This window comes from Bradyrhizobium sp. SRL28, from assembly GCF_018596315.1.
Taxonomy (GTDB): Bacteria; Pseudomonadota; Alphaproteobacteria; order Rhizobiales; family Xanthobacteraceae; genus Bradyrhizobium.
This window is the reverse complement of the sequence record NZ_JAHEAG010000004.1, coordinates 213464-235716: the sequence shown is the minus strand read 5'-3', so window position 1 is coordinate 235716 and position 22253 is coordinate 213464. Positions and strand designations below refer to the sequence as shown.

At 62.9% G+C, this 22253-nt stretch carries 20 protein-coding genes, 1 tRNA gene and 1 pseudogene; 14 read left to right on the top strand and 8 right to left on the bottom strand.

Annotated elements, in window-relative coordinates; all coding sequences use genetic code 11:
* Window positions 1-39 precede the first annotated feature (39 nt).
* Window positions 40-960, top strand: a complete 921-nt coding sequence (panE, locus tag KIP88_RS12620) for a 2-dehydropantoate 2-reductase (protein ID WP_214488231.1) — start codon at window positions 40-42, stop codon at window positions 958-960.
* Between the two features lie 137 nt (window positions 961-1097).
* Here panE and KIP88_RS12615 read toward each other — a convergent pair whose 3' ends face one another.
* Window positions 1098-1679 carry a c-type cytochrome gene (locus KIP88_RS12615; RefSeq protein ID WP_214488230.1) on the bottom strand — a complete coding sequence of 194 codons (582 nt, stop codon included), beginning with the start codon at window positions 1677-1679 and terminating at the stop codon, window positions 1098-1100.
* Between the two features lie 84 nt (window positions 1680-1763).
* Window positions 1764-3023: a sorbosone dehydrogenase family protein gene (locus KIP88_RS12610; RefSeq protein ID WP_214488229.1), complete on the bottom strand. Its 1260-nt coding sequence runs from the start codon at window positions 3021-3023 to the stop codon at window positions 1764-1766.
* A 438-nt stretch (window positions 3024-3461) separates the two neighbouring features.
* On the opposite strand from KIP88_RS12610, the gene KIP88_RS12605 reads away from it, so the two are divergent.
* Window positions 3462-6077, top strand: coding sequence for a DUF2235 domain-containing protein (locus KIP88_RS12605; RefSeq protein ID WP_214488228.1), 2616 nt, complete (start codon window positions 3462-3464; stop codon window positions 6075-6077).
* 107 nt (window positions 6078-6184) lie between these two features.
* Here KIP88_RS12605 and KIP88_RS12600 read toward each other — a convergent pair.
* Window positions 6185-6259 (bottom strand) — tRNA-Gly (locus tag KIP88_RS12600).
* Window positions 6260-6669: 410 nt separating this feature from the next.
* Between KIP88_RS12600 and trxA the strand changes: the two genes are divergently transcribed.
* Window positions 6670-7593: a thioredoxin gene (trxA, locus tag KIP88_RS12595; RefSeq protein WP_214488227.1), complete on the top strand. Its 924-nt coding sequence runs from the start codon at window positions 6670-6672 to the stop codon at window positions 7591-7593.
* Between the two features lie 42 nt (window positions 7594-7635).
* Entirely contained in the window at window positions 7636-8310 is a 675-nt protein-coding gene (locus KIP88_RS12590) for an LON peptidase substrate-binding domain-containing protein (protein WP_214488226.1), read from the top strand.
* 2 nt (window positions 8311-8312) lie between these two features.
* Here the strand turns inward: KIP88_RS12590 and KIP88_RS12585 are convergent, their stop codons facing one another.
* Window positions 8313-8663 carry a hypothetical protein gene (locus KIP88_RS12585; protein ID WP_214488225.1) on the bottom strand — a complete coding sequence of 117 codons (351 nt, stop codon included), beginning with the start codon at window positions 8661-8663 and terminating at the stop codon, window positions 8313-8315.
* Window positions 8664-8754: 91 nt separating this feature from the next.
* Here KIP88_RS12585 and KIP88_RS12580 point away from each other — a divergent pair, with 91 nt between their 5' ends.
* Window positions 8755-9291, top strand: a complete 537-nt coding sequence (locus tag KIP88_RS12580; protein WP_214488224.1) for a TetR/AcrR family transcriptional regulator — start codon at window positions 8755-8757, stop codon at window positions 9289-9291.
* A gap of 49 nt (window positions 9292-9340) precedes the next feature.
* Window positions 9341-9538, top strand: a complete 198-nt coding sequence (locus KIP88_RS12575) for a Trm112 family protein (protein ID WP_214488223.1) — start codon at window positions 9341-9343, stop codon at window positions 9536-9538.
* Window positions 9539-9658: 120 nt separating this feature from the next.
* On the opposite strand, the gene KIP88_RS12570 is transcribed toward KIP88_RS12575, so the two are convergent.
* Window positions 9659-10879, bottom strand: a complete 1221-nt coding sequence (locus KIP88_RS12570) for a ubiquinone biosynthesis hydroxylase (protein WP_214488222.1) — start codon at window positions 10877-10879, stop codon at window positions 9659-9661.
* Between the two features lie 132 nt (window positions 10880-11011).
* Here KIP88_RS12570 and tesB point away from each other — a divergent pair, with 132 nt between their 5' ends.
* Complete coding sequence (gene tesB / locus KIP88_RS12565; protein ID WP_214488221.1) at window positions 11012-11872, top strand: acyl-CoA thioesterase II; 861 nt, start codon at window positions 11012-11014, stop codon at window positions 11870-11872.
* A gap of 134 nt (window positions 11873-12006) precedes the next feature.
* Here the strand turns inward: tesB and KIP88_RS12560 are convergent, their stop codons facing one another.
* Window positions 12007-12909: a GYF domain-containing protein gene (locus tag KIP88_RS12560; protein ID WP_214488220.1), complete on the bottom strand. Its 903-nt coding sequence runs from the start codon at window positions 12907-12909 to the stop codon at window positions 12007-12009.
* A gap of 246 nt (window positions 12910-13155) precedes the next feature.
* Between KIP88_RS12560 and KIP88_RS12555 the strand changes: the two genes are divergently transcribed.
* The 4 genes from KIP88_RS12555 (at window position 13156) to KIP88_RS12540 (ending at window position 17003) form a co-directional block, all read left to right on the top strand.
* Entirely contained in the window at window positions 13156-13494 is a 339-nt protein-coding gene (locus KIP88_RS12555; protein WP_108520132.1) for a P-II family nitrogen regulator, read from the top strand.
* A 78-nt stretch (window positions 13495-13572) separates the two neighbouring features.
* The gene (locus KIP88_RS12550; protein WP_214488219.1) at window positions 13573-14880 is read left to right on the top strand and encodes an ammonium transporter; all 1308 of its coding nucleotides are present in this window, start codon (window positions 13573-13575) and stop codon (window positions 14878-14880) included.
* A 303-nt stretch (window positions 14881-15183) separates the two neighbouring features.
* Complete coding sequence (locus tag KIP88_RS12545; protein WP_008142813.1) at window positions 15184-15522, top strand: P-II family nitrogen regulator; 339 nt, start codon at window positions 15184-15186, stop codon at window positions 15520-15522.
* Between the two features lie 38 nt (window positions 15523-15560).
* On the top strand, window positions 15561-17003 hold the full coding sequence (locus KIP88_RS12540) for an ammonium transporter (RefSeq protein ID WP_214488218.1): 1443 nt from the start codon (window positions 15561-15563) through the stop codon (window positions 17001-17003).
* Window positions 17004-17191: 188 nt separating this feature from the next.
* Here the strand turns inward: KIP88_RS12540 and KIP88_RS46460 are convergent, their stop codons facing one another.
* Together KIP88_RS46460 and KIP88_RS48485 are read right to left on the bottom strand one after the other, a co-directional pair.
* Window positions 17192-17443 carry a DUF4240 domain-containing protein gene (locus tag KIP88_RS46460; protein ID WP_249790732.1) on the bottom strand — a complete coding sequence of 84 codons (252 nt, stop codon included), beginning with the start codon at window positions 17441-17443 and terminating at the stop codon, window positions 17192-17194.
* Between the two features lie 32 nt (window positions 17444-17475).
* Window positions 17476-17616, bottom strand: a pseudogene (locus KIP88_RS48485) (hypothetical protein); the annotation flags it as partial.
* 210 nt (window positions 17617-17826) lie between these two features.
* Here KIP88_RS48485 and KIP88_RS12530 point away from each other — a divergent pair.
* The 3 genes from KIP88_RS12530 to KIP88_RS12520 all read left to right on the top strand — a co-directional run bounded on the left by KIP88_RS12530 (window position 17827) and on the right by KIP88_RS12520 (window position 22197).
* Window positions 17827-18231: a GFA family protein gene (locus KIP88_RS12530; RefSeq protein WP_214488216.1), complete on the top strand. Its 405-nt coding sequence runs from the start codon at window positions 17827-17829 to the stop codon at window positions 18229-18231.
* 282 nt (window positions 18232-18513) lie between these two features.
* On the top strand, window positions 18514-19740 hold the full coding sequence (locus KIP88_RS12525) for an aminotransferase class I/II-fold pyridoxal phosphate-dependent enzyme (protein ID WP_214488215.1): 1227 nt from the start codon (window positions 18514-18516) through the stop codon (window positions 19738-19740).
* A 12-nt stretch (window positions 19741-19752) separates the two neighbouring features.
* A complete protein-coding gene (locus tag KIP88_RS12520) occupies window positions 19753-22197 on the top strand; it encodes a DNA translocase FtsK (protein ID WP_214488214.1) in 2445 nt (814 codons plus the stop codon).
* The last annotated feature ends 56 nt before the right edge of the window (window positions 22198-22253 follow it).

The following is a 22253-nucleotide window of genomic DNA, read 5'->3' as shown; positions in this document are numbered from 1 at the left end:
TCGCCCATTCCAAGACCAACAACAAAAGGAAGCTATCGCATGCGTATTCTCGTGGTCGGCGCCGGCGCCATCGGCGGCTATTTCGGCGGCAGGCTGCTTCAGGCTGGAAGCGACGTAACGTTCCTGGTCCGGCCGAGGCGCGCATCCGAACTCGCAAGCGCAGGCCTCGTCATCAGGAGTCCGGCCGGCGACGTGACGCTCAAGAACCCGCCGACGGTACAGGCCGACAAGCTCGCCGAGACATTCGACGTCGTGCTGTTGAGCTGCAAGGCGTTCGACCTGGAAGACGCGATCAACTCTTTTGCCCCCGCGGTCGGACCACAAACGGCGATCATCCCGCTGCTCAACGGCATGCTGCACCTCGACGTGCTGGACAAGAAATTCGGAGCCGACCGCGTGCTCGGCGGCCTCTGCGCGATCGCGGTGACGCTCAACGAGGCCCGTGAGGTGGTCCAGCTCGCGCCGATGCAGTCGCTCAATTTCGGCGAACGCGATGGCTCCATGTCGGAACGGGTGCGCGCGATTGCGAAAGTGTTTGAGAGCGGCAAGTTCGGCGCCGTTGCCAGCGAACACATCATGCAGGACATGTGGGAGAAGTGGGTGTTCCTCGCTTCGCTTGCCGCGTCGACCAGCCTGATGCGCACCTCCGTCGGCAACATCCTGGCCGTCACCGGCGGCGAGGATTTCCTGCTCGGCATGCTCGACGAATGCAGCGCGATTGCAAAGGCGTCGGGCTATGAGCCGACCGGCCCGTTCTTCCAGCGCACCAGCGGCTTGTTGACGACCGAGGGCTCGCCGATGACCGCCTCGATGTTCCGCGACATCAAGGCAGGCCTGCCGGTCGAGGCCGACCATGTGATCGGCGATCTCGTCGCCCGCGCCGACGCCGCCAAGATCCCGGTGCCGAAGCTGCGCATCGCCTACACCCATCTCAAGGCGTATGAGAAGCAGCGCGGCTAGTTGACCCGTAGCCCGGATGAAGCGGAGCGCAATCCGGGGACCTTCGTTCGCGCTGGCGGGTTATCCCGGGTTGCGCGGAGCCTGTCATCGGGCACGCATCCGCGCGACCCGTTGGCTTCACCCGGGCTACATCACCTTCAAAGATGCGCGAGATAATGCGCCAACGCCTCGATCTCTTCCTCGCTGAGGGCAAAGGCGACATCGGCCATCGCCGCCATCGCGCCGCCGGCCCGCTCGCCCGATTTGTAATCCCGCAGCGCCTTCACGAGATATTCCTCGCGCTGGCCGGCGACGCGGGCAACCCCCTTGGTACCTGCGTAGGTATCCATGTGACATGCGGCGCAACGCCGGCCGACCGCGGCCTGCGCGCCCTTGCTTGAAAGGTCCGGATTGTCGTCGGGCTTGGGCGCCTTGGGCGGCGGAAGGGAGGCGTAATAGGCGCCGAGGTTGCGGATGTCCTCATTGTTGAGCTGCTCGACGACCGGCTGCATCTGCTCGTTCTTGCGGGTCCCTGCGCGGAAGAACACGAGCTGCCATTGGGTGAAAAGATCAGGCTGGGCCGCGAGCGAGGGAATGTTCTCCATCTGCGAAATACCGCCCTCGCCGTGGCAGCCGACGCACAGCTCGGCCTTCTCCTTGCCGGCCGCGATATCGGCGGCACGGGCAGGCGAACCGCATGCGACCGCCGCCAGCACGATCCCGACCAGTGCATTTCGCATGTGAACTCCTCTGCACCACACCCCAAACAACAGAGGCTGCGGCCACCCGTTCCCGAGTAACCGCAGCCCCTGATCTTTCGCGTCCTACTTCTTGTAGCTGATGCGATAGATGGCGCCGGCCCAATCGTCGGCTACCAGGATCGAACCGTCCTTGGCGAGAATGACGTCGTTCGGACGACCGAGATATCCCGTGTCGCCCTCGAGCCAGCCGGAGGCAAAGATTTCCGATTTGGCGTTCTTGCCGTCGGCATCGACGATCACGCGTTTGATGCGGGCGCCCTGGTATTTGTAGCGGTTCCAGGAGCCGTGCTCGGCAATCAGGATGTTGTTCTTGTACTCGGCCGGGAATTGATCGCCGGTATAGAACTTCATCCCGAGGGGAGCCACGTGAGCGCCGAGATTGACGACGGGCGGCGTGAACTCGGAGCACTTGTGACCCATCGCGAATTTCGGATCCGGCATATCGCCCTGGTGGCAATAGGGATAGCCGAAATGCTCGCCGATCTTGGTGATCATGTTGAGCTTATCGCTCGGCATGTCGTCGCTGATCCAGTCGCGCGCGTTCTCCGTGAACCAGTATCGCCCGGAACGCGGATCGACGTCGCCGCCGACGCTGTTGCGGACGCCGAGCGCCCAGATCTCGGCATTGCCGGTCTTGGGATCGACGCGGCGAATCTGCGAGAGGCTGGTCGGCGGGATGCCGATGTTGAACGGAGGTCCGAACGGCAGATAGAACCAGCCATCCTTGTCGACGGCGATGTATTTCCAGCCATGCGCGACGTAGGTCGGCATATCGTCATACACCACCTTGCCGGCGCCGAGATTGTCGATATTGGCTTCGGCGTTTTCGTACTTGATCAGCTTGTTGATCGCGACGACATAGAGCGAGCCGTCAAGGAACGCCAGACCGGTGGGCATATTGAGGCCCTTGAGGACGGTCTTGACCTCCCGCTTTCCGCCGGCCTCTTTGATCGCATAGACGTTGCCGAGGCTGAAGGAGCCGACAAACAGTGTGCCCTTGTCGCCCCAGGCCATCTGCCGCGCCTCCAACACGTTGGAGGCGTAGACTTCGATACTGAAGCCCTCCGGCAGCTTGATCTTCTTCATCATCGCCGCAAGTTCGGCGTCCGAGGCGCCGGTCGGCGGACCAGAAGGCGGCGCCTGGCCTTTCTGGGCCTCGGTCTCGTCGCCGAGGAACCAGTCCGGCGGCGGGTTGGTCCAGAAGTCCTTGGTGCCGGACTCGTATTTTTTCAGAGGCTTCTGCTGCGCGCTGGCCTGGCTGGCCCCCGCGACAACGAGGATGGCTGCGAGCGCAAGAATAGATCGATTGAAAGCCGATTTCATCGCGTCACTCCCCTATGCAGCCTGGCGGCTGCGACTGTTATTATTTTGAAACGTTCGAGAGGCGAACCTGGTCTGGTGAAAAGAAGCAGACCGGGAAATGGTAGCACATCCGTTGCGGGAGAGAAGCGCGCGCCGCGCAGCTCTGCTCGATCAAAGCAAATTGTGAGACGGATTGCTAAACAGCAGCGTTCGATCCGCGTTTGCAGTTGCGCCCGCTGCACCGCAATATTCGTGCCGGGCGAACGCATGCGCCTCATCGCAATGCGCGCGAGTGGGCGGCGTTCCACATCCAGCGGATCGCGTATCATCTTTGCCGGTGGGCAAATGAGCAACGCAATTGTGGCCCATTTCATAGTGGAGGGACCAAATCCCTGACAAACTTTTCGCATGCCCCTAATGAAATGCCGGTCTCCCTCGACCGTTTGAGCGAGCGTCCGTATGGCCAACAAGCGGATCATCCTGCTCTCGGACGGTACCGGCAATTCCGCTGGCAGGGTCTGGCGCACCAATGTGTGGCGAACGTTTGAATCGCTCGATCTGACGAGCTCGCAACAGATCGCATTCTACGACGACGGGGTCGGCACCTCATCTTTCAAGCCCTTCGCGATCCTTGGTGGCGTCTTCGGCTTTGGCCTGAAGCGGAATGTGCTGGATATCTACAAGTTTGCCTGCCGCAATTATCGCTCGCATCTCGATTATCTGGCACTCGAAGCCGCAGCCGCGAAAACTGAAAACCGCGCGGAGAGATACGGTCCCTGGCAGAGCGATGACATCTTTGCATTCGGGTTCAGCCGCGGCGCTTTCACCATCCGCGTCGTTAACGGGCTGATCTGCGAGCAGGGGCTGGTGAGTTACCGGACGGAAGAGGAGCTCGATCGAAAGGTCGCCACCGCCTATCGGGCGCATCGGGCGGAGACGTTCAAGTCGCGGTTTCAGGTCGAATGGGTGTTTCGAAAGCTGCGAAATATCTTCGTTTCCGCCAAGCACGACAAGGACGAGCGGCCGGTCGATCACATCGCTTTCCTGGGCCTGTGGGACACCGTGGCCGCCTACGGCCTGCCGATCGACGAGATGACGCGTGGCGTCAGCCGTTATCTCTGGCCGCTCGAACTGCCGGACCGGCAGCTCCATCCGTTGGTTCGCAAGGCCTGTCACGCACTCTCGCTGGACGATGAGCGTACCACATTCCACCCCCTGCTGTGGGACGAGAGTCCCGAGACCGACCCGAAGCGGATCACCCAGGTCTGGTTCGCCGGCGTGCATTCCAATGTCGGCGGCGGATATCCGGACGACTCGCTCGCCCATGTGTCGCTGACCTGGATATTGTCCGAAGCGCGCAGCCGGGGGCTGACCCTGAAATCGTCACCGGGAGCCGATCCTGACGCCTTCACCCGGGTGCGTTCGACCCAGGACAAGGACGGCCGTATCTACGATTCGCGAAACGGGTTGGGCGGTTACTACCGTTATGGGCCGCGGAACGTAGCCGCGCTGTCGGACACGAAATTTTCCGACGACAACCGCGATTGCGTAAAGATCGCGATACCGAAAATCCACGAGAGCGTATTCGATCGGATCTCCGTCGATGCACATCTCTATGCGCCGGTCGGACTGCCGCCGGCCTATGAAATACTGACTTACGACGAGAAGATCGTCGCCCCGGACAAGCTGGTCGCCCCGTCGGGCAAACCGAAATATGAGAGCCTGGCTACTGCCCACCAGCGCGAGTTTACTCAGGAGCATGTTGTCGGAAGTTCGATCTGGCGGCGACGTATCATCTATTTCCTGACCGTCATCGCGTCGATCTATTTGGCAACCTATCCGCTTACGTCCACCGCGCCGGCCGCCGCCGAGTTCACCACGCCGTTGCGACCGCTTGCCGACATCATTCGGATGGTCGGGCTGGTTCTGCCTGGGGCGGCTTCGCGCTGGATCAACGCCTATGCAAGAGAGCCGCTCTGGTTTGTGCTCTGTGCCGGACTTGTCGCGCTGCTGCTATGGTTGAGTGCGACCCTTCAGGGCCGGATCACCGACCAGATGCGCCGCGCGTGGCGGGTAAGCCTTGCCAAAATCGACTTGCTCCGCGGAGACAAAGCGCGAAGCGGCGCGAGCGTATTGCACATCATGGTCTATGCTGGTTTGCTGTTGATCGCGCTTTATCCGGTGCCGGCATGGTTCGGTTACAGTTGGCCAAAAGCGCCCGCCTCGCTGCAAACCTTCATCGACCGCATAACGCATCTCTATTTCCAGCTCTTCGCCATTGCCATCCTCATCACGATGTTGCTGAGTGATCGCTTTATCGCGCGCTTCAGACTGAAAGACGCCTATAGGCGATTCATCACCACCATCAAGCTCAAGGTTGCCCCCGCATTTTTTGCGATCGCTTTTCTGGTCGGCGGCGCCGCTTTTGCCACCCACTATTTCTTCAACTTTCGCGACAGCTTCGGCCATTTCTGCACGCCGGTCGCAAAGCCGGTCACGCTCGAGATTTGCGACCCCGATGATATGAAACTGTGCAAGCGGGCTAGCGACGGCAGCTTCCCAAGTACCTGCACGTCGGCGGCCTGCCGCGGCGTCGACCTCGCCGCATTCAACACCGCTGACCTTTGCACGCCGGTCGGTGTCATGCTCGACAGGCGCGGGAATTATCAGTTCGTCCTGAAGAAGGATGGCGACTGGTCGTTTCTCGGCGCGCCTTCGGGCCCGGGTGGAATGCCGCTGCGCGCCTTCCTTCCCGATTGGAAGAAAGACGGTTTGCTCGACTCCGCCTTCGCGCTGGGGCGATTCAGCTTGCTGGCGACAGCCTATCCGCTCAAGCGAACGCTCGATCGGCCCTTTGGTCGTGTTATCATTCGCTATGGCGAGACCGGCAATGAGGAGAACTTCATTGATGGCGAGCCGACGAACGGCCGCCTTGACGAAAAGTTCAGGGCCACCCGCGACGGGCAAATGTTCGTCTACCTGAACCAGCCGGTCAGCGGTGTCTTCCCCGGCCTGTTCCGCAACGTAAACTCGGGCAAGGCCAGCGTCTGGGTCTATCGCATCCCCAGGTCATAACCCCGTGATCCGTCGGAGGCGTCGGCACGCAGCCGCACAACGGCAAACGAAAGGCCGCCAAAATGGCGGCCTGTCGTTGATCTCTGTGTTTGCCAATCGAGAAAATCTGGAGCGGGCGAAGGGGCTCGAACCCTCGACCCCGACCTTGGCAAGGTCGTGCTCTACCACTGAGCTACACCCGCATCCGAGATGGCGGCGAACGTTCGCCGTCAACGGCAGACCTATGCCAAATGCGGACCGCGAATGCAACAGTCCGCGTGCGATCCAATGCCACGCGGATAATCCGATTTCATTAACAAATGGGAGCGAATCGGTCCGAAACAACGCCTAAACGGGGTTTGTCGGCCCCTTGAGCCCACGCCGGGAACTCAAGGCCAGGCCGCCAGCGCGACACGGGGCGATTCGAGCCAATTTCGAACCAGCCTCCCGACGTCCCGAGGGGGTCCGGCCATCCGGTCTCCGATGACCCACGCCTGCCGATTGAATTTTGTGGCCAAGCCGCCATCTAGCGGATGAGGAACTTCGCCCCTAGCCGTGCTAGAACGGGCGCCAATTCGAAAGACATCTTCTCAAGACATCAGGCGAGGATACCGTGACGATAGTTGAGCAGGGCGGCGGCCCGGCGCCGCAGGCAGTACCCGATCTGATCAAGGAGACGACCACCCAGACCTTCGTGAAGGATGTCATCGAGGAATCGAAGCGTCAGCCAGTGCTGATCGATTTCTGGGCGCCCTGGTGCGGACCCTGCCGCCAGCTCACACCCGTTCTCGAAAAGGCGGTGCGCGCAGCCAAGGGCAAGGTCAAGCTGGTCAAGATGAACATCGACGAGCATCCGGCCATCCCCGGCCAGATGGGTATTCAGTCGATCCCGGCCGTGATCGCGTTCGTGGGCGGCCAGCCCGCCGACGGCTTCATGGGCGCGGTGCCGGAGAGCCAGATCAACGCCTTCATCGACAAACTCACCAAGGGCATGACGGCGCCGGGCGAGCCGAATATCGCGGAGATTCTGCAGGAGGCCGAGGCTGTGCTGGCGGAAGGCGACCCCGCCGCGGCAGCCCAGATCTATGCCGAGATACTGGGTTTCGATGCCACCAATATCGCAGCCATGGCGGGGCTGGCGAAATGCTATGTGACGACGGGCGCCGTCGAGCAGGCCAAGCAGACGCTCGCGATGGTGCCGGAATCGAAGCGCAATGACGCCGCCGTCAAGGCGGTGCAGGCCTCGATCGACCTCGCCGAGCAGGCCCAGGCGGTCGGTCCTGTGACCGAGCTGGAACAGAAAGTCGCCGCAAACCCGCTCGACCATCAGGCGCGATTCGACCTGGCGACCGCGCTCAACGCGACCGGCAAGCGCACAGAGGCGACCAACCAGTTGCTGGAGATCGTCAAGCGCGATCGCAAGTGGAATGATGACGGCGCGCGCAAGCAGCTGGTGCAGTTCTTCGAGGCGTGGGGCGGCGCCGACGAGGCGACCGTCGAGGGGCGAAAGCGGCTGTCGACGGTTCTGTTCTCATAAGGCGCGTTTTCCACCGAACCAACGAACTGACCGGGACTGCAAATGCCGATCAATGCCGAATACCGCGGACCCGGCGAGCTTCCCGAAATCGTTCCGGTGTTTCCATTGCCGGGCGCGCTGCTGCTGCCGCGCGGCCAGATGCCGCTCAATATTTTCGAGCCGCGCTATCTGGCGATGGTGGACGACGCGCTACGCGACGGGCACCGGCTGATCGGGATGATCCAGCCGGATCTTTCCCACAGCAGGGACGAGGCAAGGCCGGAGCTGTTCCGGGTCGGCTGCGTCGGCCGCATCACGCAGCTCGCCGAATCCGGCGACGGCCGCTACATCCTGGAACTGACCGGCGTCGCGCGCTTCAAGGTGGTCGAGGAAATCTCGGCACTGACCGCGTACCGGCAATGCAAGGTGGATTTCTTTCCCTATGCTGACGATTTCGTTGCACGCAGAGGCGAAGAAGCCGTCGACCGCACGGCGTTGCTCGACGTGCTGACCGATTTTCTCGAAGCCAACAATCTGAAGGTGGATTGGGAGGGTATCGAGAGCGCGCCGAACGAGGCGCTGGTCAACGCGCTCGCCATGATGTCGCCCTATGGTCCGGCGGAGAAACAGGCGATGCTGGAAGCGCCTGACCTGAAAACCCGCGCCGAAATCCTGATCGCGGTGACCGAAATGGACCTCGCCAAGAAGCGCACCAGCGGCGACACCGGGCTGCAGTAACGCTAGTATCCCGCCACGGCGAGCACGACGACGGCGCCGAGCGCTTTCCAGCCGAAGCCGCGGCCACGCGACCACCAGGCATTGGCGGCGGCGGCAAAGGCGTAGACCGCGACGATCGTCACGACGATCCAGTGCCGCGCGCTCTCCGATCCAAGCGAGGGCGCGGCAATCAGCAGTACGCCGCCACCGATCCAGGCCACCGTACCCGCCTGCCATACGAGGCGGATCAGGGTCCGCAGGCTCTCCGGCTGGATGGTCGCCCTTGCAAACACCTTGGTCTCCCCCAGCACGCCATGAATCAGGGCCACCGCTATTCCGGCGACGCCAGCACATTGCAGAATGAGATCGCGCATCGGATGTCTCCATACACTACTGTATGGTTATGTGCCGCATTCTGGCGCTTGTCAATACAGTAGTGTATGGTGCAGCATCGCGGGACCGATCATGAACGATCAATTATCGGCAAAGGACTGGCTCGATCAGGGCCTGAAAGCATTGGCGAGCCGCGGCTTCACCGCGCTGAAGGCGGAACCCCTGGCCAAGGCGATGGGGGTGTCGCGCGGCAGCTTTTATTGGCATTTCGCCGATATCGCCGCGTTCCATGCCGCGATCCTCGCACGCTGGCACGAAGTGGCCGCCGAGCAGATCATTGCCAATGTCGAGGCGGCCTCGAACGACGAGAACCCGCTCGCGCGGCTGCTGCGCCGCGTGTTCGGCGAGCGGCTGATGCTGGAACGGGCGGTCCGCACCTGGGCAAGCGTCGATCCCGCCGCCCGCGCTGCCGTGCAGGCAATCGATCGGCGCCGGCTGGGCTATGTGGAGGGCCTCCTGACGCAGTCCGGACTATCGGCGGAAATTGCCCGCACCCGCGCCCAAATTCTCTATTGGGCGTTTCTCGGCTTTGCGCTATCGGATCAGCCGTTGCCGAAGACGCGACAACAGGCCGTGATCGACGAACTGGTGCGGATGTCAGCGTCATGACAGCTTGCGATCCAGTATGGTACGGACCGCGCCTATCCGGAGACTGCAAATGAATGCCACGCCCGAACGCCTCGACGGCACCGTCGATCCGAAGCTGCTCGAGATCCTCGTCTGCCCGGTGACCAAGGGCCCGCTGGAATTCGATTCGACCCGGCAGGAACTGATCTCGCGCTCCGCAAAACTCGCCTACCCGATCCGCGACGGCATCCCGATCATGCTGCCGGAAGAGGCCCGGAAGATCGATTGATATCGCAAGACGTCACGCGTAGCCCGGATGGAGCGAAGCGCAATCCGGGAACGGTCGTGCAATTTAATCGAAACCAACCCGGATTGCGCTGCGCTCCATCCGGGCTACAACGAAGACACCTTACAGCGCCTCGCCCTTCAACAGCCGCGGTACTTCGCCTGACAAACCCGCGGCCTGGCGGATGAACAGGTTCTTCAGCGGCGGCGCGCGATCGACGAGGCCAAGCCCGATATCGCGCACGGTACGCAGCAGCGTCGATTCGTTCGAGAACAGGAAGTTCAGCGAATTGGTGGCGAGCCCCATCGCCATGGTGTCGAAGCGCCGCCAGCGCTGGTAGCGGTCGAGCACGTCGGCCTGCCCGGGATCGATGCCGAGCCGGGCCGCATCGACCACGACTTCGGCGAGCGCCGCAACGTCCTTGAGGCCCATGTTGAGGCCCTGCCCCGCGATCGGATGAATGACGTGCGCGGCGTCGCCGACCAGCGCCAGCCGCTCGGCAATGAATGAGCGCGCGACGAAATAGCCGAGCGGAAACGCGCGCGGCTTGTCGAGCACCTTGATCTCGCCGAGGTGCAGCCCGAAGCGCTTCTCCAGTTCATCGTGAAATTCGGCTTCGCCGAGCGCGGTGATGCGTGCGGCCTCGGCACGATTCTCGGTCCAGACCAGCGACGAGCGCTTGCCGGTCAGCGGCAGGATCGCGAACGGACCCGCCGGGAGAAAATGCTCTTCGGCGCGGCCGTGGTGATCCCGCTCGTGACCGACGGTGACCACGATGCCGGATTGATCGTAGTCCCAGCCGTGGGTGACAATGCCGGCGCGCTCGCGCAGTTTTGAGCGCGCGCCGTCGGCGGCGACCAGCAGGCTTGCTTCGATGATATTGCCATCGGCGAGCGTCACGGTGACGCCATCGGAACGTGAATCGTAGGCTGAAACCGCCGTGGCCCGGAGATCGATGCCTTCAGCCTCGGCACGCGCGACCAGCACATCGATCAGACGGCGGTTTTCGACCATGTGGGCGAAGGGTTCGCCGGGCTCGACATTGCCGGCAAAGGTCAGGAACACCGGACGGGTGGCATCCTCCAGTTTGGAATCGGTGACGACCATGTCGAGGATGGCTTGCGAATCGGCGGCCACCTGGTCCCAGACGCCGAGCGCCTCGAACAACCGCCGGCACGCGGCCACAATGGCGGTCGCGCGCGGATCGCGGCTCGGCCGTGTGGCAAGTGCCGGATCGGCCACGATGACGGGAATGTCAGCGCCAAGGCCCTGACGGAACGCCAGTGCCAGCGCCAGCCCGGCAAAGGCGCCGCCGCAGATGACAATGCTTCGCTGTGCCGCCATGCGATCCTTACCCGGTTACTTCGTCAGACTACGCTTGCTACCTGATAATAGCTGGGCGAAACAGGGCCGAGAAACAAGGTACTTAACGCCCGGTCGCGATCAATTGCGGCCGGGATCGACTGAAAGCACACCATGTCCAAGGGCCTGATCGACCTGATTTCCATTCTCGATCTCGAGCAGCTCGAGGTGAACCTGTTCCGAGGCAACAGCCCGAAGACGAGCTGGCAGCGGGTGTTCGGCGGCCAGGTGATCGGACAGGCGATGGTTGCTGCCTGCCGCACCGTCGAGGGCCGCCTGCCGCATTCGATCCATTGCTATTTCATCCTGCCCGGCGATCCGCAGATCCCGATCATCTACCAGGTCGAACGCCTGCGCGACGGCAAGAGCTATTCGACACGTCGCGTCACCGCGATCCAGCATGGCAACGCCATCTTCTCGATCATGGTGTCGTTCCATGCGGAAGAGGAAGGTGCGTTCAACCATCAGGAAAAGATGCCGGATGTTCCGCCACCGGAAAAACTCACGGCGGAAGAAGTGTCGAAGCAGCCGATGTTCAAGGAGATGCCGGAATTCATCCGCCGCTATTACGAATCCGACCGGCCGATCGAATTGCGTCCGGTCGAACTTGGCCGCTATTTCGGCCAGAAGATCGACGACGGGCGCATCCATGTCTGGATTCGCACCGCGGCCAAGCTGCCCGACGATCCGGCGCTGCATTTGTGCGCGCTGGCCTATGCGTCGGATTTTTCGCTGCTCGATGCGGTGATGGCGCGCTACGGCCGCACGCTGTTCGACAGGCGGATGATGCCGGCGAGCCTCGACCACGCGATGTGGTTTCACCGGCCGTTCCGTGCCGATGAATGGCTGCTCTACGCGCAGGACTCGCCGAGCGCGCAAGACGGCCGCGGATTGACCCGCGGCCTGATCTTCAAGCCCGACGGCACGCTGGTGGCCTCCGTGGCCCAGGAAGGCTCGGTGCGCCAGCGCAGGTGACGCGCGACGCGGCTCGTAGCAACTCGTGGGGTGGGCAAAGCAAAGCGTGCCCACCTTTTTTGCGACGTTCTGAGTGGTGGGCACGACGCAGTTGCGCCTTTGCCCACCCTACAAGACCCTGCAGGCCGTGCGCCTTAAGCGTTCGCCACCGTGCCGCGCTCGGCCAGTGCGAATTGCGACGCGTACCATTGCGCGTACCAGCGCAGCACCCACGGAATGGGAATAATAAAGATGCAGGCGATCACGAACACGATGGTTCGCCACAACACTTCCAGTCCGGACGCGGTGAAGATGACCTCGCGCTGCGTGCCGTCGATGTTGCGGCAGACCCAGCGCATCCAGGCCGTGATCACCCAGGCCCAGCCGACAATGGTGATGAAGGATAGATACAACAGCACTTGCCAGCCGACATAGCCCAGCGCGCTGCCGTTGAAGGCGATCGGAAGCGGCTGGCCGTTGGAGCTCAGATTCGAAGCGAACCAACGAATGACCATCCAGGACAGCACGGCCTGAATCGGAATCGAGAGATATTGAAGGTAGTAGAGGTCGGCCGAGCCCACATACGTCAAAATGCCGATCGCAATGAAGACGTACCAGATATCGAGGGGCTGGCCGGTGAAGGCGAGGTTCGGCCGGCCCGGCACGTGAAGCCTTGAGACGATCCAGCGATAGAACCAGGTTGCGACCCAGGGGGACGGAATCACCAGCACGATGCCGATGATGAACACCAGGCTGCGCCAGAGGAGGTCCCAAAGGCCGACATCGAGCGACAGCGCACCGCCGGCGTAGCTCCCGCCGGCGTAACCCTCGGCTGCAACCGGGGGTGGGCCACCGGGCTGCGGGAAAGAGGGCGGGCGCGATCCGCCAGGGACCAGGCCGGGAATGTCGCCCGCGCGCTGCCAGCCTGACATCCCCTCGGTCCAGACCAACGTGTCCGCCCCAACCGTGCCCCGGGTAATGAGGTCGCGAAGCTGCGCCTCCGGATAGGGCCCCTGTTGCTGGCCGCTGGATGCATAAAACCACGATCGGTTCGACATTTTAGTCCCTTGAGCCGTGGAGAGGGGAAAGCCAGCCGGACGGCTGGCGGTGAAATCTCATTTTGGCGGACGATCCTGCCGCCTGTACAGTGATTGACGTCACCAGCTCCAAATGTTTTCCCCTTCTACCTGCAACTTTTTTGTGCCATTTGCCCAGAAAGATGCCAGATTTGCGTTAGCAGCGAACCGCCGGGCGCTCAGCATGCCGAGTGCTCAAGAAATATCCAGAGAAATGAAGGCTTGATCATGAAACTCGTCGTCGCGATCATCAAACCGTTCAAGCTTGACGAGGTGCGCCAGGCGCTGACGGCCATCGGCGTCCACGGCATGACGGTGACCGAAGTCAAGGGCTACGGCCGCCAGAAGGGCCACACCGAAATCTATCGCGGCGCCGAATATGTCGTGAACTTCCTGCCCAAGCTCCGAATCGAAATCGCGGTCGCCTCCGACGTCGCCGAGAAGGCGGTCGAGGTCATTACCGCGAACGCGCGTACCGGGCAGATTGGTGACGGCAAGATCTTCGTCACGCCGATCGACCACGCCCTGAGAATCCGCACCGGCGAGACCGATAGCGACGCGCTCTGAGACATCACTGAATTCAAGGCGCGGCGGCAACGACGCCGACGCGCAAGCCAAGAAACGATAACAGGCCGGGGGAATTCCATGGGGGCACCATCGTATCGTGCCGCAGCGAGCGCTGCGCTCATTACTCTTGCAGCGAGCTCGTTCGCAACGCCGGCCCTGGCCGCCGAAACGTCCACCATCAATGCCGCCGACACCGCGTGGATGATCGTTGCCACCGCGCTGGTATTGATGATGACGATACCGGGCCTGGCGCTGTTCTATTCCGGCATGGTGCGCAAGAAGAACGTGCTGGCGACAATGGCGCAGAGCCTCGCCGCCGTTGCGATCATCTCGATCCTCTGGGTAGCATTCGGCTATTCGCTGGCCTTCGTCGGCGATGGTCCTTGGATCGGCACGCTCGATCGCTGGTTCCTGATCGGGATGACGATGGAGAGCGTCAACCCGGCGGCGAAGACGATCCCGGAAGCGCTTTTCATGCTGTACCAGATGACGTTTGCGATCATCACGGTGGCGCTGGTGGCGGGCGCGGTGGCGGACCGGATGCGGTTCTCGGCCTATCTGCTTTTTTCCATCGGCTGGTTCACGTTCGTTTATGTCCCGCTCGCGCACTGGGTATGGGGCGGCGGATTCCTCGCCAGCATGGGCGTGCTGGATTTCGCCGGCGGCCTCGTCGTGCATCTTTCCGCCGGCATCGGCGGACTGGTGGCCGCAGCCGTGCTGGGCCGGCGTCAGGGCTATGGAAGCGAGAACCTCGCGCCGTTCGACCTGTCGCTCGCCGTGATCGGCACCGGATTGTTGTGGGTCGGCTGGTTCGGCTTCAATGGCGGATCGGCACTGGCCGCTAACTCGCGCGCGGTCATGGCCATCACCGCGACGCATCTGGCCGCCTGCGCCGGCGCGCTGACCTGGGGCGCGATCGAATGGGCGACTCGACGCAAGCCGTCGGTGCTCGGCATGATATCAGGCGCCATCGCCGGCCTTGGCACCATCACCCCGGCCTCCGGATTCGTGGCGCCGTGGCACGGCGTCGTCATCGGCGTCGTCGCGGGAACGCTCTGCTTCTGGGCCTGCACCTGGCTCAAGCAGCGCCTCAAATATGACGATTCGCTCGACGTGTTCGGCGTCCACGGCATTGGCGGAATGACCGGCACGTTGCTCGCCGGCGTCTTTGCGGTGAACGCGATCGGCGGCACCGCGGGCCTGATCGAGGGCAATGCGCAGCAGGTCGTGACCCAGCTCTACGGGATCGTCGCCACGCTGGTGTGGTCCGGCGGCATCACCTTTGTGCTGCTCAAGCTGGTGGGCGTGTTCGCGCCGCTGCGGGTGTCGCAGCAGCAGGAGCTGGAAGGCCTCGATATCTCGCAGCACGGCGAAGCGCTGCAGTAGTCACCATCCCATTACCGTTTTCTTGCTCTGCCGCTGAGCAGGATTGTGACGCCAGTCAGGCCTGCCCTCGATTTGGGCAGGCCTGACTACGTTTTGGGCGCGACGGAATGGCGCAGGAAAGTGCAATTCCCGGAAAGGGCGAAAAGGGCCGGATTCATAAACTGTTAGGGAACGGCTTCGATCTGGCACGGCATTTGATTCTAAGGGTCCTGGCTGTGCCCGCGTAGTGAACATCTCCGCGTGGTGAACCTCAGTCGAGAACGCCCGGTCCGTCTGAACCGGGCCCAAGCGGGGATAAGACCCATGAAAATTGTTATGGCGATCATCAAGCCATTCAAGCTCGAAGAAGTCCGTGACGCCCTGACCGCCATTGGCGTTCACGGTCTCACGGTGACGGAAGTCAAGGGTTATGGCCGCCAGAAGGGCCACACGGAAATCTATCGCGGCGCCGAATACGCCGTGAGCTTCCTGCCCAAGATCAAGATCGAGGTCGCTGTCGCCTCGGATCAGGTCGACAAGACCATCGACGCCATCACATCAGCTGCCAAGACCGGCCAGATCGGCGACGGCAAGATCTTCGTCATCAACCTCGACCATGCGGTGCGTATCCGCACGGGTGAGGCGGATGCCGCGGCCCTCTGATTTCGCGCTCAAATCTTACCACTCAGGAGTAAAACCAAATGACGTTTAAACGTCCCTCTAGCGCGGGACTGGCGGCCTTCGCAGTCGGCCTGTTCGCTGCAACCGCGGCCTGCGCCGAACCAACCGTCAACAAGGGCGACAACGCCTGGATGCTGACGTCGACGGTGCTGGTGCTGTTGATGACCATCCCCGGCCTGGCGCTGTTCTACGGCGGTCTCGTCCGTTCCAAGAACATGCTCTCGGTCCTGATGCAGGTTTTCTACACCGTCTGCATCGTCGTCCTGCTCTGGACGCTCTACGGCTACAGCCTCGCCTTCACCGGCGGTTCCGACTTCATCGGCGGCTTCTCGAAGGCCTTCCTGATGGGCGTGACCCTCGAGTCGAAAGCGGCGACCTTCAGCGTCGACGCCAACATCACCGAGCTGATCTATATCTGCTTCCAGATGACGTTCGCGGCGATCACCCCCGCCCTCATCGTCGGCGCCTTCGCCGAACGCATGAAGTTTGCGGCGGTTGCCTTGTTCGTCCCGTTGTGGGTCACGCTGATCTACCTCCCGATCGCGCATATGGTTTGGTACTGGCCCGGACCGGACCTGATCACGGACGCGGCCAAGGCGCTTGCTGCGGCGGCTGACGGTGCGGCGAAGACCGCGGCTGAGACCAAGCTCGCCGAGATCAATGCCGATGCAGGCTGGATCTTCAAGAAGGGCGCGATCGACTTCGCCGGCGGCACCGTGGTGCACATCAATGCCGGTATCGCCGGTCTCGTCGGTGCGCTCTTGATCGGCAAGCGCGTCGGTTACGGCAAGGAGCTGATGGCTCCGCACTCGCTGACGATGACCATGATCGGCGCTTCGCTGCTCTGGGTCGGCTGGTTCGGCTTCAACGCCGGATCGAACCTCGAAGCCTCCGGCGGCGCCGCGCTCGCCATGACCAACTCCTTCGTTGCGACTGCAGCGGCGGCGCTGGCCTGGATGTTCGCGGAATGGATCGTCAAGGGCCATCCTTCCGTGCTCGGCGCATTGTCGGGCGCGGTGGCGGGCCTCGTGGCGGTCACGCCCGCGGCCGGTTATGCCGGTCCGATGGGAGCGATCGTGCTCGGTCTGGTGGTCGGCGTCGTCTGCCTGTTCTTCTGCACCGTGGTGAAGAACTCGCTCGGCTATGACGACTCGCTCGACGTGTTCGGCGTCCACTGCGTCGGCGGCATCGTCGGCGCGCTTGGCACCGGCATCCTGGTGAATCCCGCCCTCGGCGGCACCGGCGTCATGGACTACGCCCTCGGCAAGATCGCCGAATACGACTTCGTGGGCCAGATGACCTCGCAGCTCTGGGGCGTCTGCACCACGCTGGTGTGGTCGGGCATCGGTTCGGCGATCCTCTTCAAGGTCGTCGACGTGATCGTCGGCCTGCGCGTCAACGTCGAGACCGAGCGTGAAGGCCTCGACGTCACCGAGCACACGGAGCGCGCTTACAACATGTAAGTTCTCCCGGGGTGCGATCCCCAAGGGGCAACGTAGTCGTTGCCCCGGGGTCGCATCCACAACTCCGGTTCGGGCACATACCCGGCAATGCCCTGACCGTTGAGGGGCTCCAGCGCAAGTTGGAGCCCCTTTCTTTTCTTAAAGCCGCAAGCGAGTACCAGAACGCACGTTGACCACCCCGCGTGCGATCACCCGAACTTTGCGCTGAGTTTCGGAAACAGGGCGTCGAGTTCGTCCTCTTGCCACGCGACCCCGGCGGGTTGATCCGGCATGCTCCGTTGCGGCCGATGGCCGGCAGCCGTCTCAACGCCGTCGGTGACGGCGTATTGATACCCTTCGTAGAACCAGTCCGAGTCGCTGAAATCCTCGTCGGCGAGCGCATCGGGATTTGACAGGGCGCGCTCGAACGCCTGACGCCCCGGGAAATCAACGAGGAGCAAAAATCGTCGAAGGTATCGTCGCTGCATCCACCGTTGACGACATAATCCGCGCCCCAAAGCGGGAAGCTATAGGCCTTGCCCATCATGGCGTCGAAGAGTTGCGTGAATTCAATCGCATCGGCCTTCGAGAGCGACGAGACTTGTTGCCGCAGCGCGTCGCATTTTCGATCCATGTCGCCGCCTGAGGCGTCGTTCGCGGCCTGAACGATTGCCCAGAAACCAGCTTGGTCCATCACAAGCTCCTGCCAGCGGCATTGCGATCCACGCCGCAGCCTAGTCCGGCGGTATCGGAGTCGATGTCAAAACCAAAGTCAGGGCCAAAAAAGGATTGCCAAACCGGCGCGGTGGCGTCGGAATAGGAGCAACAGAACCGGGAGGACGTCATGAAACTCGAAGGCGGATGCTATTGCGGCAAGGTGCGCTATGAGGCCGACGGCGAGCCGATGATGAAGGCGCAGTGTCATTGCCGGGAATGCCAGTATATCACCGGCGGCGGGCCGAACATGTTCCTAGCAATGCCGGTCGACGGCTTCAAATACACCGCAAGCCAGCCGAAGCAGTTCACCCGCAGCGACCTCGAGCGCGCCGTGACGCGTGAATTCTGCCCGGAATGCGGGACCCATATGGTGACCAAGGTGCCCGGATTGCCGGCGGTGGTGCTGAAGGTCGGAACCTTCGACGACCCTGCCCTCTTCAATCCGCAGATGGCGATCTACACGTGCGACAAGCAGGCCTTCCACCATGTGCCTGACGGCATGCCGGCGTTTGAGCGGCTGCCGGCGCGGTAGCAGCAGGAACCGTCACGTCGAGGAGCTTGGCGAGATGGCTTGCGTCGCGCCGGATCTGGTATCCAGGCGGGCCGCGGCCGCGCCCGGAACCGCCATTCGGCCATCCCGACGACTTCCGGCGTCGCCTTGCCGGAAATGCCGCCCAAAGGCGAAATGCCGTAAAATCGCTGCTGGCACCGATGGTTAATCGCGTCTTAACCTCGCCGTATCTATGGTGGTTTGATGTGTTCCGGTCGTCGGGTAGGTCCCTCGACCGCTTTTGAAAGTGCTGGCGTTTCAGACATGGCTATGACCGCCTCTTCCGGCGTGGCGCAGGGCGCCGGCAACGCAACCCCTGCCGGTCAGGCCGAGCGCTCGCCATTCTTGCGCACGACCGAGCTGCTGGCACCCTATCAGCCGGCCAAGCCATTGATTACGCTGTCATTAGGCGAGCCTCAGCACCCGGTACCGGATTTTATCGGGCCGGTCCTGGCGAAACACATTGCCGATTTCGGCCGCTATCCCCTCGCCAGGGGCATCGAGCCGTTCCGGCGGGCGGCAGCGAACTGGCTGTCAACCCGGTTCCAGCTGCCGCGGCCGATCGATCCCGAGAGCGAAATCCTGGTGCTGAACGGCAGCCGCGAGGGGCTGGTTTTCGCGGCGATCACCGCCGCCCGTTATGTTGGCCCGCGCAAGGGCAGGCCCGCGATCCTGATGCCCAACCCGTTTTATCCGGCCTATGGCGCCGGCGCCCGCGCCGCCGGTTGCGAACTGATCTACCTGCCGACCACGCTCGCCAACGGATTTTTGCCGGATCTGGATACGCTCGATGACGCGACGCTGGCCAGAACCGTGGCGATGTTCATTGCCTCGCCCGCCAATCCGCAAGGCGCGGTCGCCTCGCGCGACTACTTCATCCGCTTGAAGAAACTCGCCGACCGCCATGGCTTCATGATCCTGAGCGACGAGTGCTATTCGGAAATCTACACCAGGCAGGCGCCGGGCAGCGCGCTGGAATGCGCCGGGCCTGACTTCACCAACGTCGTCGCGTTCCAGTCGCTGTCGAAGCGCTCGAACCTGCCCGGCATGCGCGTCGGCTTTGCCGCCGGCGACCGAAAGTTTCTCTCGGCCTTTCACGAATTGCGCAATGTCGCAGCACCCCAGGTGCCGGTGCCACTGCAGCACGTCGCGGTCGCCGCCTACGGCGACGAAGTGCACGTCGAAGAAAACCGCAGGCTCTACCGCATCAAGTTCGATCTCGCCGACCAGATTCTCGGCAGCCGCTACGGCTATGCGCGGCCCGCCGGCGGCTTCTGCGTCTGGCTCGACGTCTCCGAGCGTGGCGGCGACGAGGCGACGGCGGTGAAACTCTATCGGGATGCGGGTGTCCGCGTGATCCCCGGCAGTTATCTGTCGCGGCCGCAGGACGACGGCTTCAATCCCGGCGCAGGCTACATCCGTCTGGCGCTCGTCTCCGACAGTGAATCAACCGCCGAGGCATTGCACCGGCTGGTCGAAATTCTTGATTAATCGCAGGGCCCCATGAGCATGCCAGCGATCGAACGTGTTATTCCCCTGGTCGGCCATCTGCCGGTCTCAATCCGCGACGCCCTCGCACGGCGCCTGCGTGAGCTTGCAGGCCTTTGCCTGATCGCGCTGTCCGGCGTGGCGGCGGCGGCGTTGATGACGTGGTCGGTACAGGACCCGAGCCTGAGCCACGCGACGTCGCGTCCGATCCGCAATGTTCTCGGCTACCCCGGCGCGATCGGCGCCGATCTCCTGATGCAGATTCTCGGCCTCGGCGCGATCATGCTGATCCTGCCCGTCGCGGTGTGGGGCTGGCGCATGCTGACCCATCGCACCTTCGACCGCGAAGCGCTGCGCCTTGGATGCTGGATTCTCTGCACGGTGATCGCGGCAGGTTTTGCAAGCTGCTGGCCGCATGGCGGCGCGTGGTCGCTGCCGACCGGCCTTGGCGGCGTCGTCGGCGACGCGCTGGTGCGGGCACCTGCCGTGGTGTTCGGTCCGGCCGGCTTCACCTATCGTCTCGTGCTCGGCATCATCCTGTTCGCGGCGATGTGCGCGGCCTTCCTGTTTGCCAGCGGCTGGGGCTCGCGCCCGAGAGATGAAGAGCTGACGCCGATCGAGGACGATGACACGCCCTTCGAGGAAGAAGGCGATCGCAGTTCGGTTTCGCTCGGATGGGTTTATCACGCGCTGATGAGCGCAAAGGCGCAGCTCGCCTGGTTGATGAGCGCGGCCTATCGATCGCTGGTGTCGAGTTCGCCGCCGCCTCGCACCGCCTCGTTCGAACGTCAGGAACCGAGCCTCCGCGGCCGCGCTGCGCCTACACTTGCGCCGCAGCAGGAAGAGGAATTCGAGGACGAGGAAGAAGAGGAAGAAGAGGACGAGGAAGTTCCGGCCGCTCGCGCGCCGCGCAAGAAAGCCGCACCGCGCGCGGCGGCGCGCAAATCCGAGAAATTCGAGCTGCCTTCGGTCTCGGTGCTGACGGCGCCCAAGGCGTCGGACCGGCAGCCGCTCAGCAAGGCCGAACTGGAGGCCAATTCGCGCGCGCTGGAAGGCGTGCTCGGCGATTTCGGCGTCCGCGGCGAGATCGTCAAGGCCAATCCCGGCCCGGTCGTGACGCTGTACGAACTCGAACCGGCGCCCGGCATCAAATCCTCGCGCGTGATCGGCCTTGCCGACGATATCGCCCGCTCGATGAGCGCGCTCTCGGCCCGCGTCGCCGTGGTCGCCGGCCGCAACGCCATCGGCATCGAACTGCCCAATGTGCATCGCGAAAAGGTTTACCTGCGCGAATTGCTGACCGCGAAGGACGAGTCGCACGCGAAGCTGCCACTCTGCCTCGGCAAGAACATCGGCGGCGAATCCATCATCATCGATCTCGCGCGCACGCCGCATATGCTGATCGCCGGCACCACCGGCTCCGGCAAATCGGTCGCGATCAACACCATGATCCTCAGCCTGGTCTACCGCTTGCGGCCGGATCAGTGCCGCCTGATCATGGTCGATCCAAAAATGCTCGAACTCTCCGTCTATGACGGCATCCCGCATCTGCTGACGCCGGTCGTGACCGACCCGAAGAAAGCCGTGGTCGCGCTGAAATGGGCCGTGCGCGAGATGGAAGAGCGCTACAAGAAAATGGCCAAGCTCGGTGTGCGCAACATCGACGGCTACAACCAGCGCCTCGTCGAAGCCAAGGGTAAGGGCGAAGACCTGACGCGTACGGTGCATACCGGCTTCGACAAGGAAACCGGCAAGGCGATCTACGAGGAAGAAAAACTCGACCTCGAACCGCTGCCCTATATCGTCATCATCGTCGACGAAATGGCCGACCTGATGATGGTGGCCGGCAAGGACATCGAAGGCGCGGTGCAGCGCCTGGCGCAGATGGCGCGCGCCGCCGGCCTACACGTGATCCTCGCCACGCAGCGTCCGTCGGTCGACGTCATCACCGGCACCATCAAGGCGAACTTCCCGACCCGTATCTCGTTTCAGGTCACCTCGAAAATCGACAGCCGAACCATCCTCGGTGAAATGGGCGCCGAGCAACTGCTCGGCCAGGGCGACATGCTGTATATGGCCGGTGGCGGACGCATCAGCCGCGTGCACGGTCCGTTCGTTTCCGACGAGGAAGTCGAGAAGGTCGTGCGTCACCTCAAGACGCAGGGCCAGCCGGAATATCTGGAAGCGGTCACAGCGGAAGAACCGACCGACGAAGACGGCGCGGTGTTCGATTCCACCGGCATGGGCGGGGACGGCGGCGGCGACCTGTTCTCGCAGGCGGTTGCGATCGTCAAGCGCGACCGCAAGGCCTCAACCTCCTACATTCAGCGCCGGCTGCAAATCGGCTATAACCGCGCCGCCTCATTGATGGAGCGGATGGAACTCGAAGGCATCGTCGGGCAGGCGAATCACGCCGGCAAGCGCGAAATCCTGGTCGCGGAGGAAGAGGGCGGATTCTAGGGGGCCGGCGCCGAATGTGGATTCGATGCAACTATTTTCACGGAAAAACGATATCT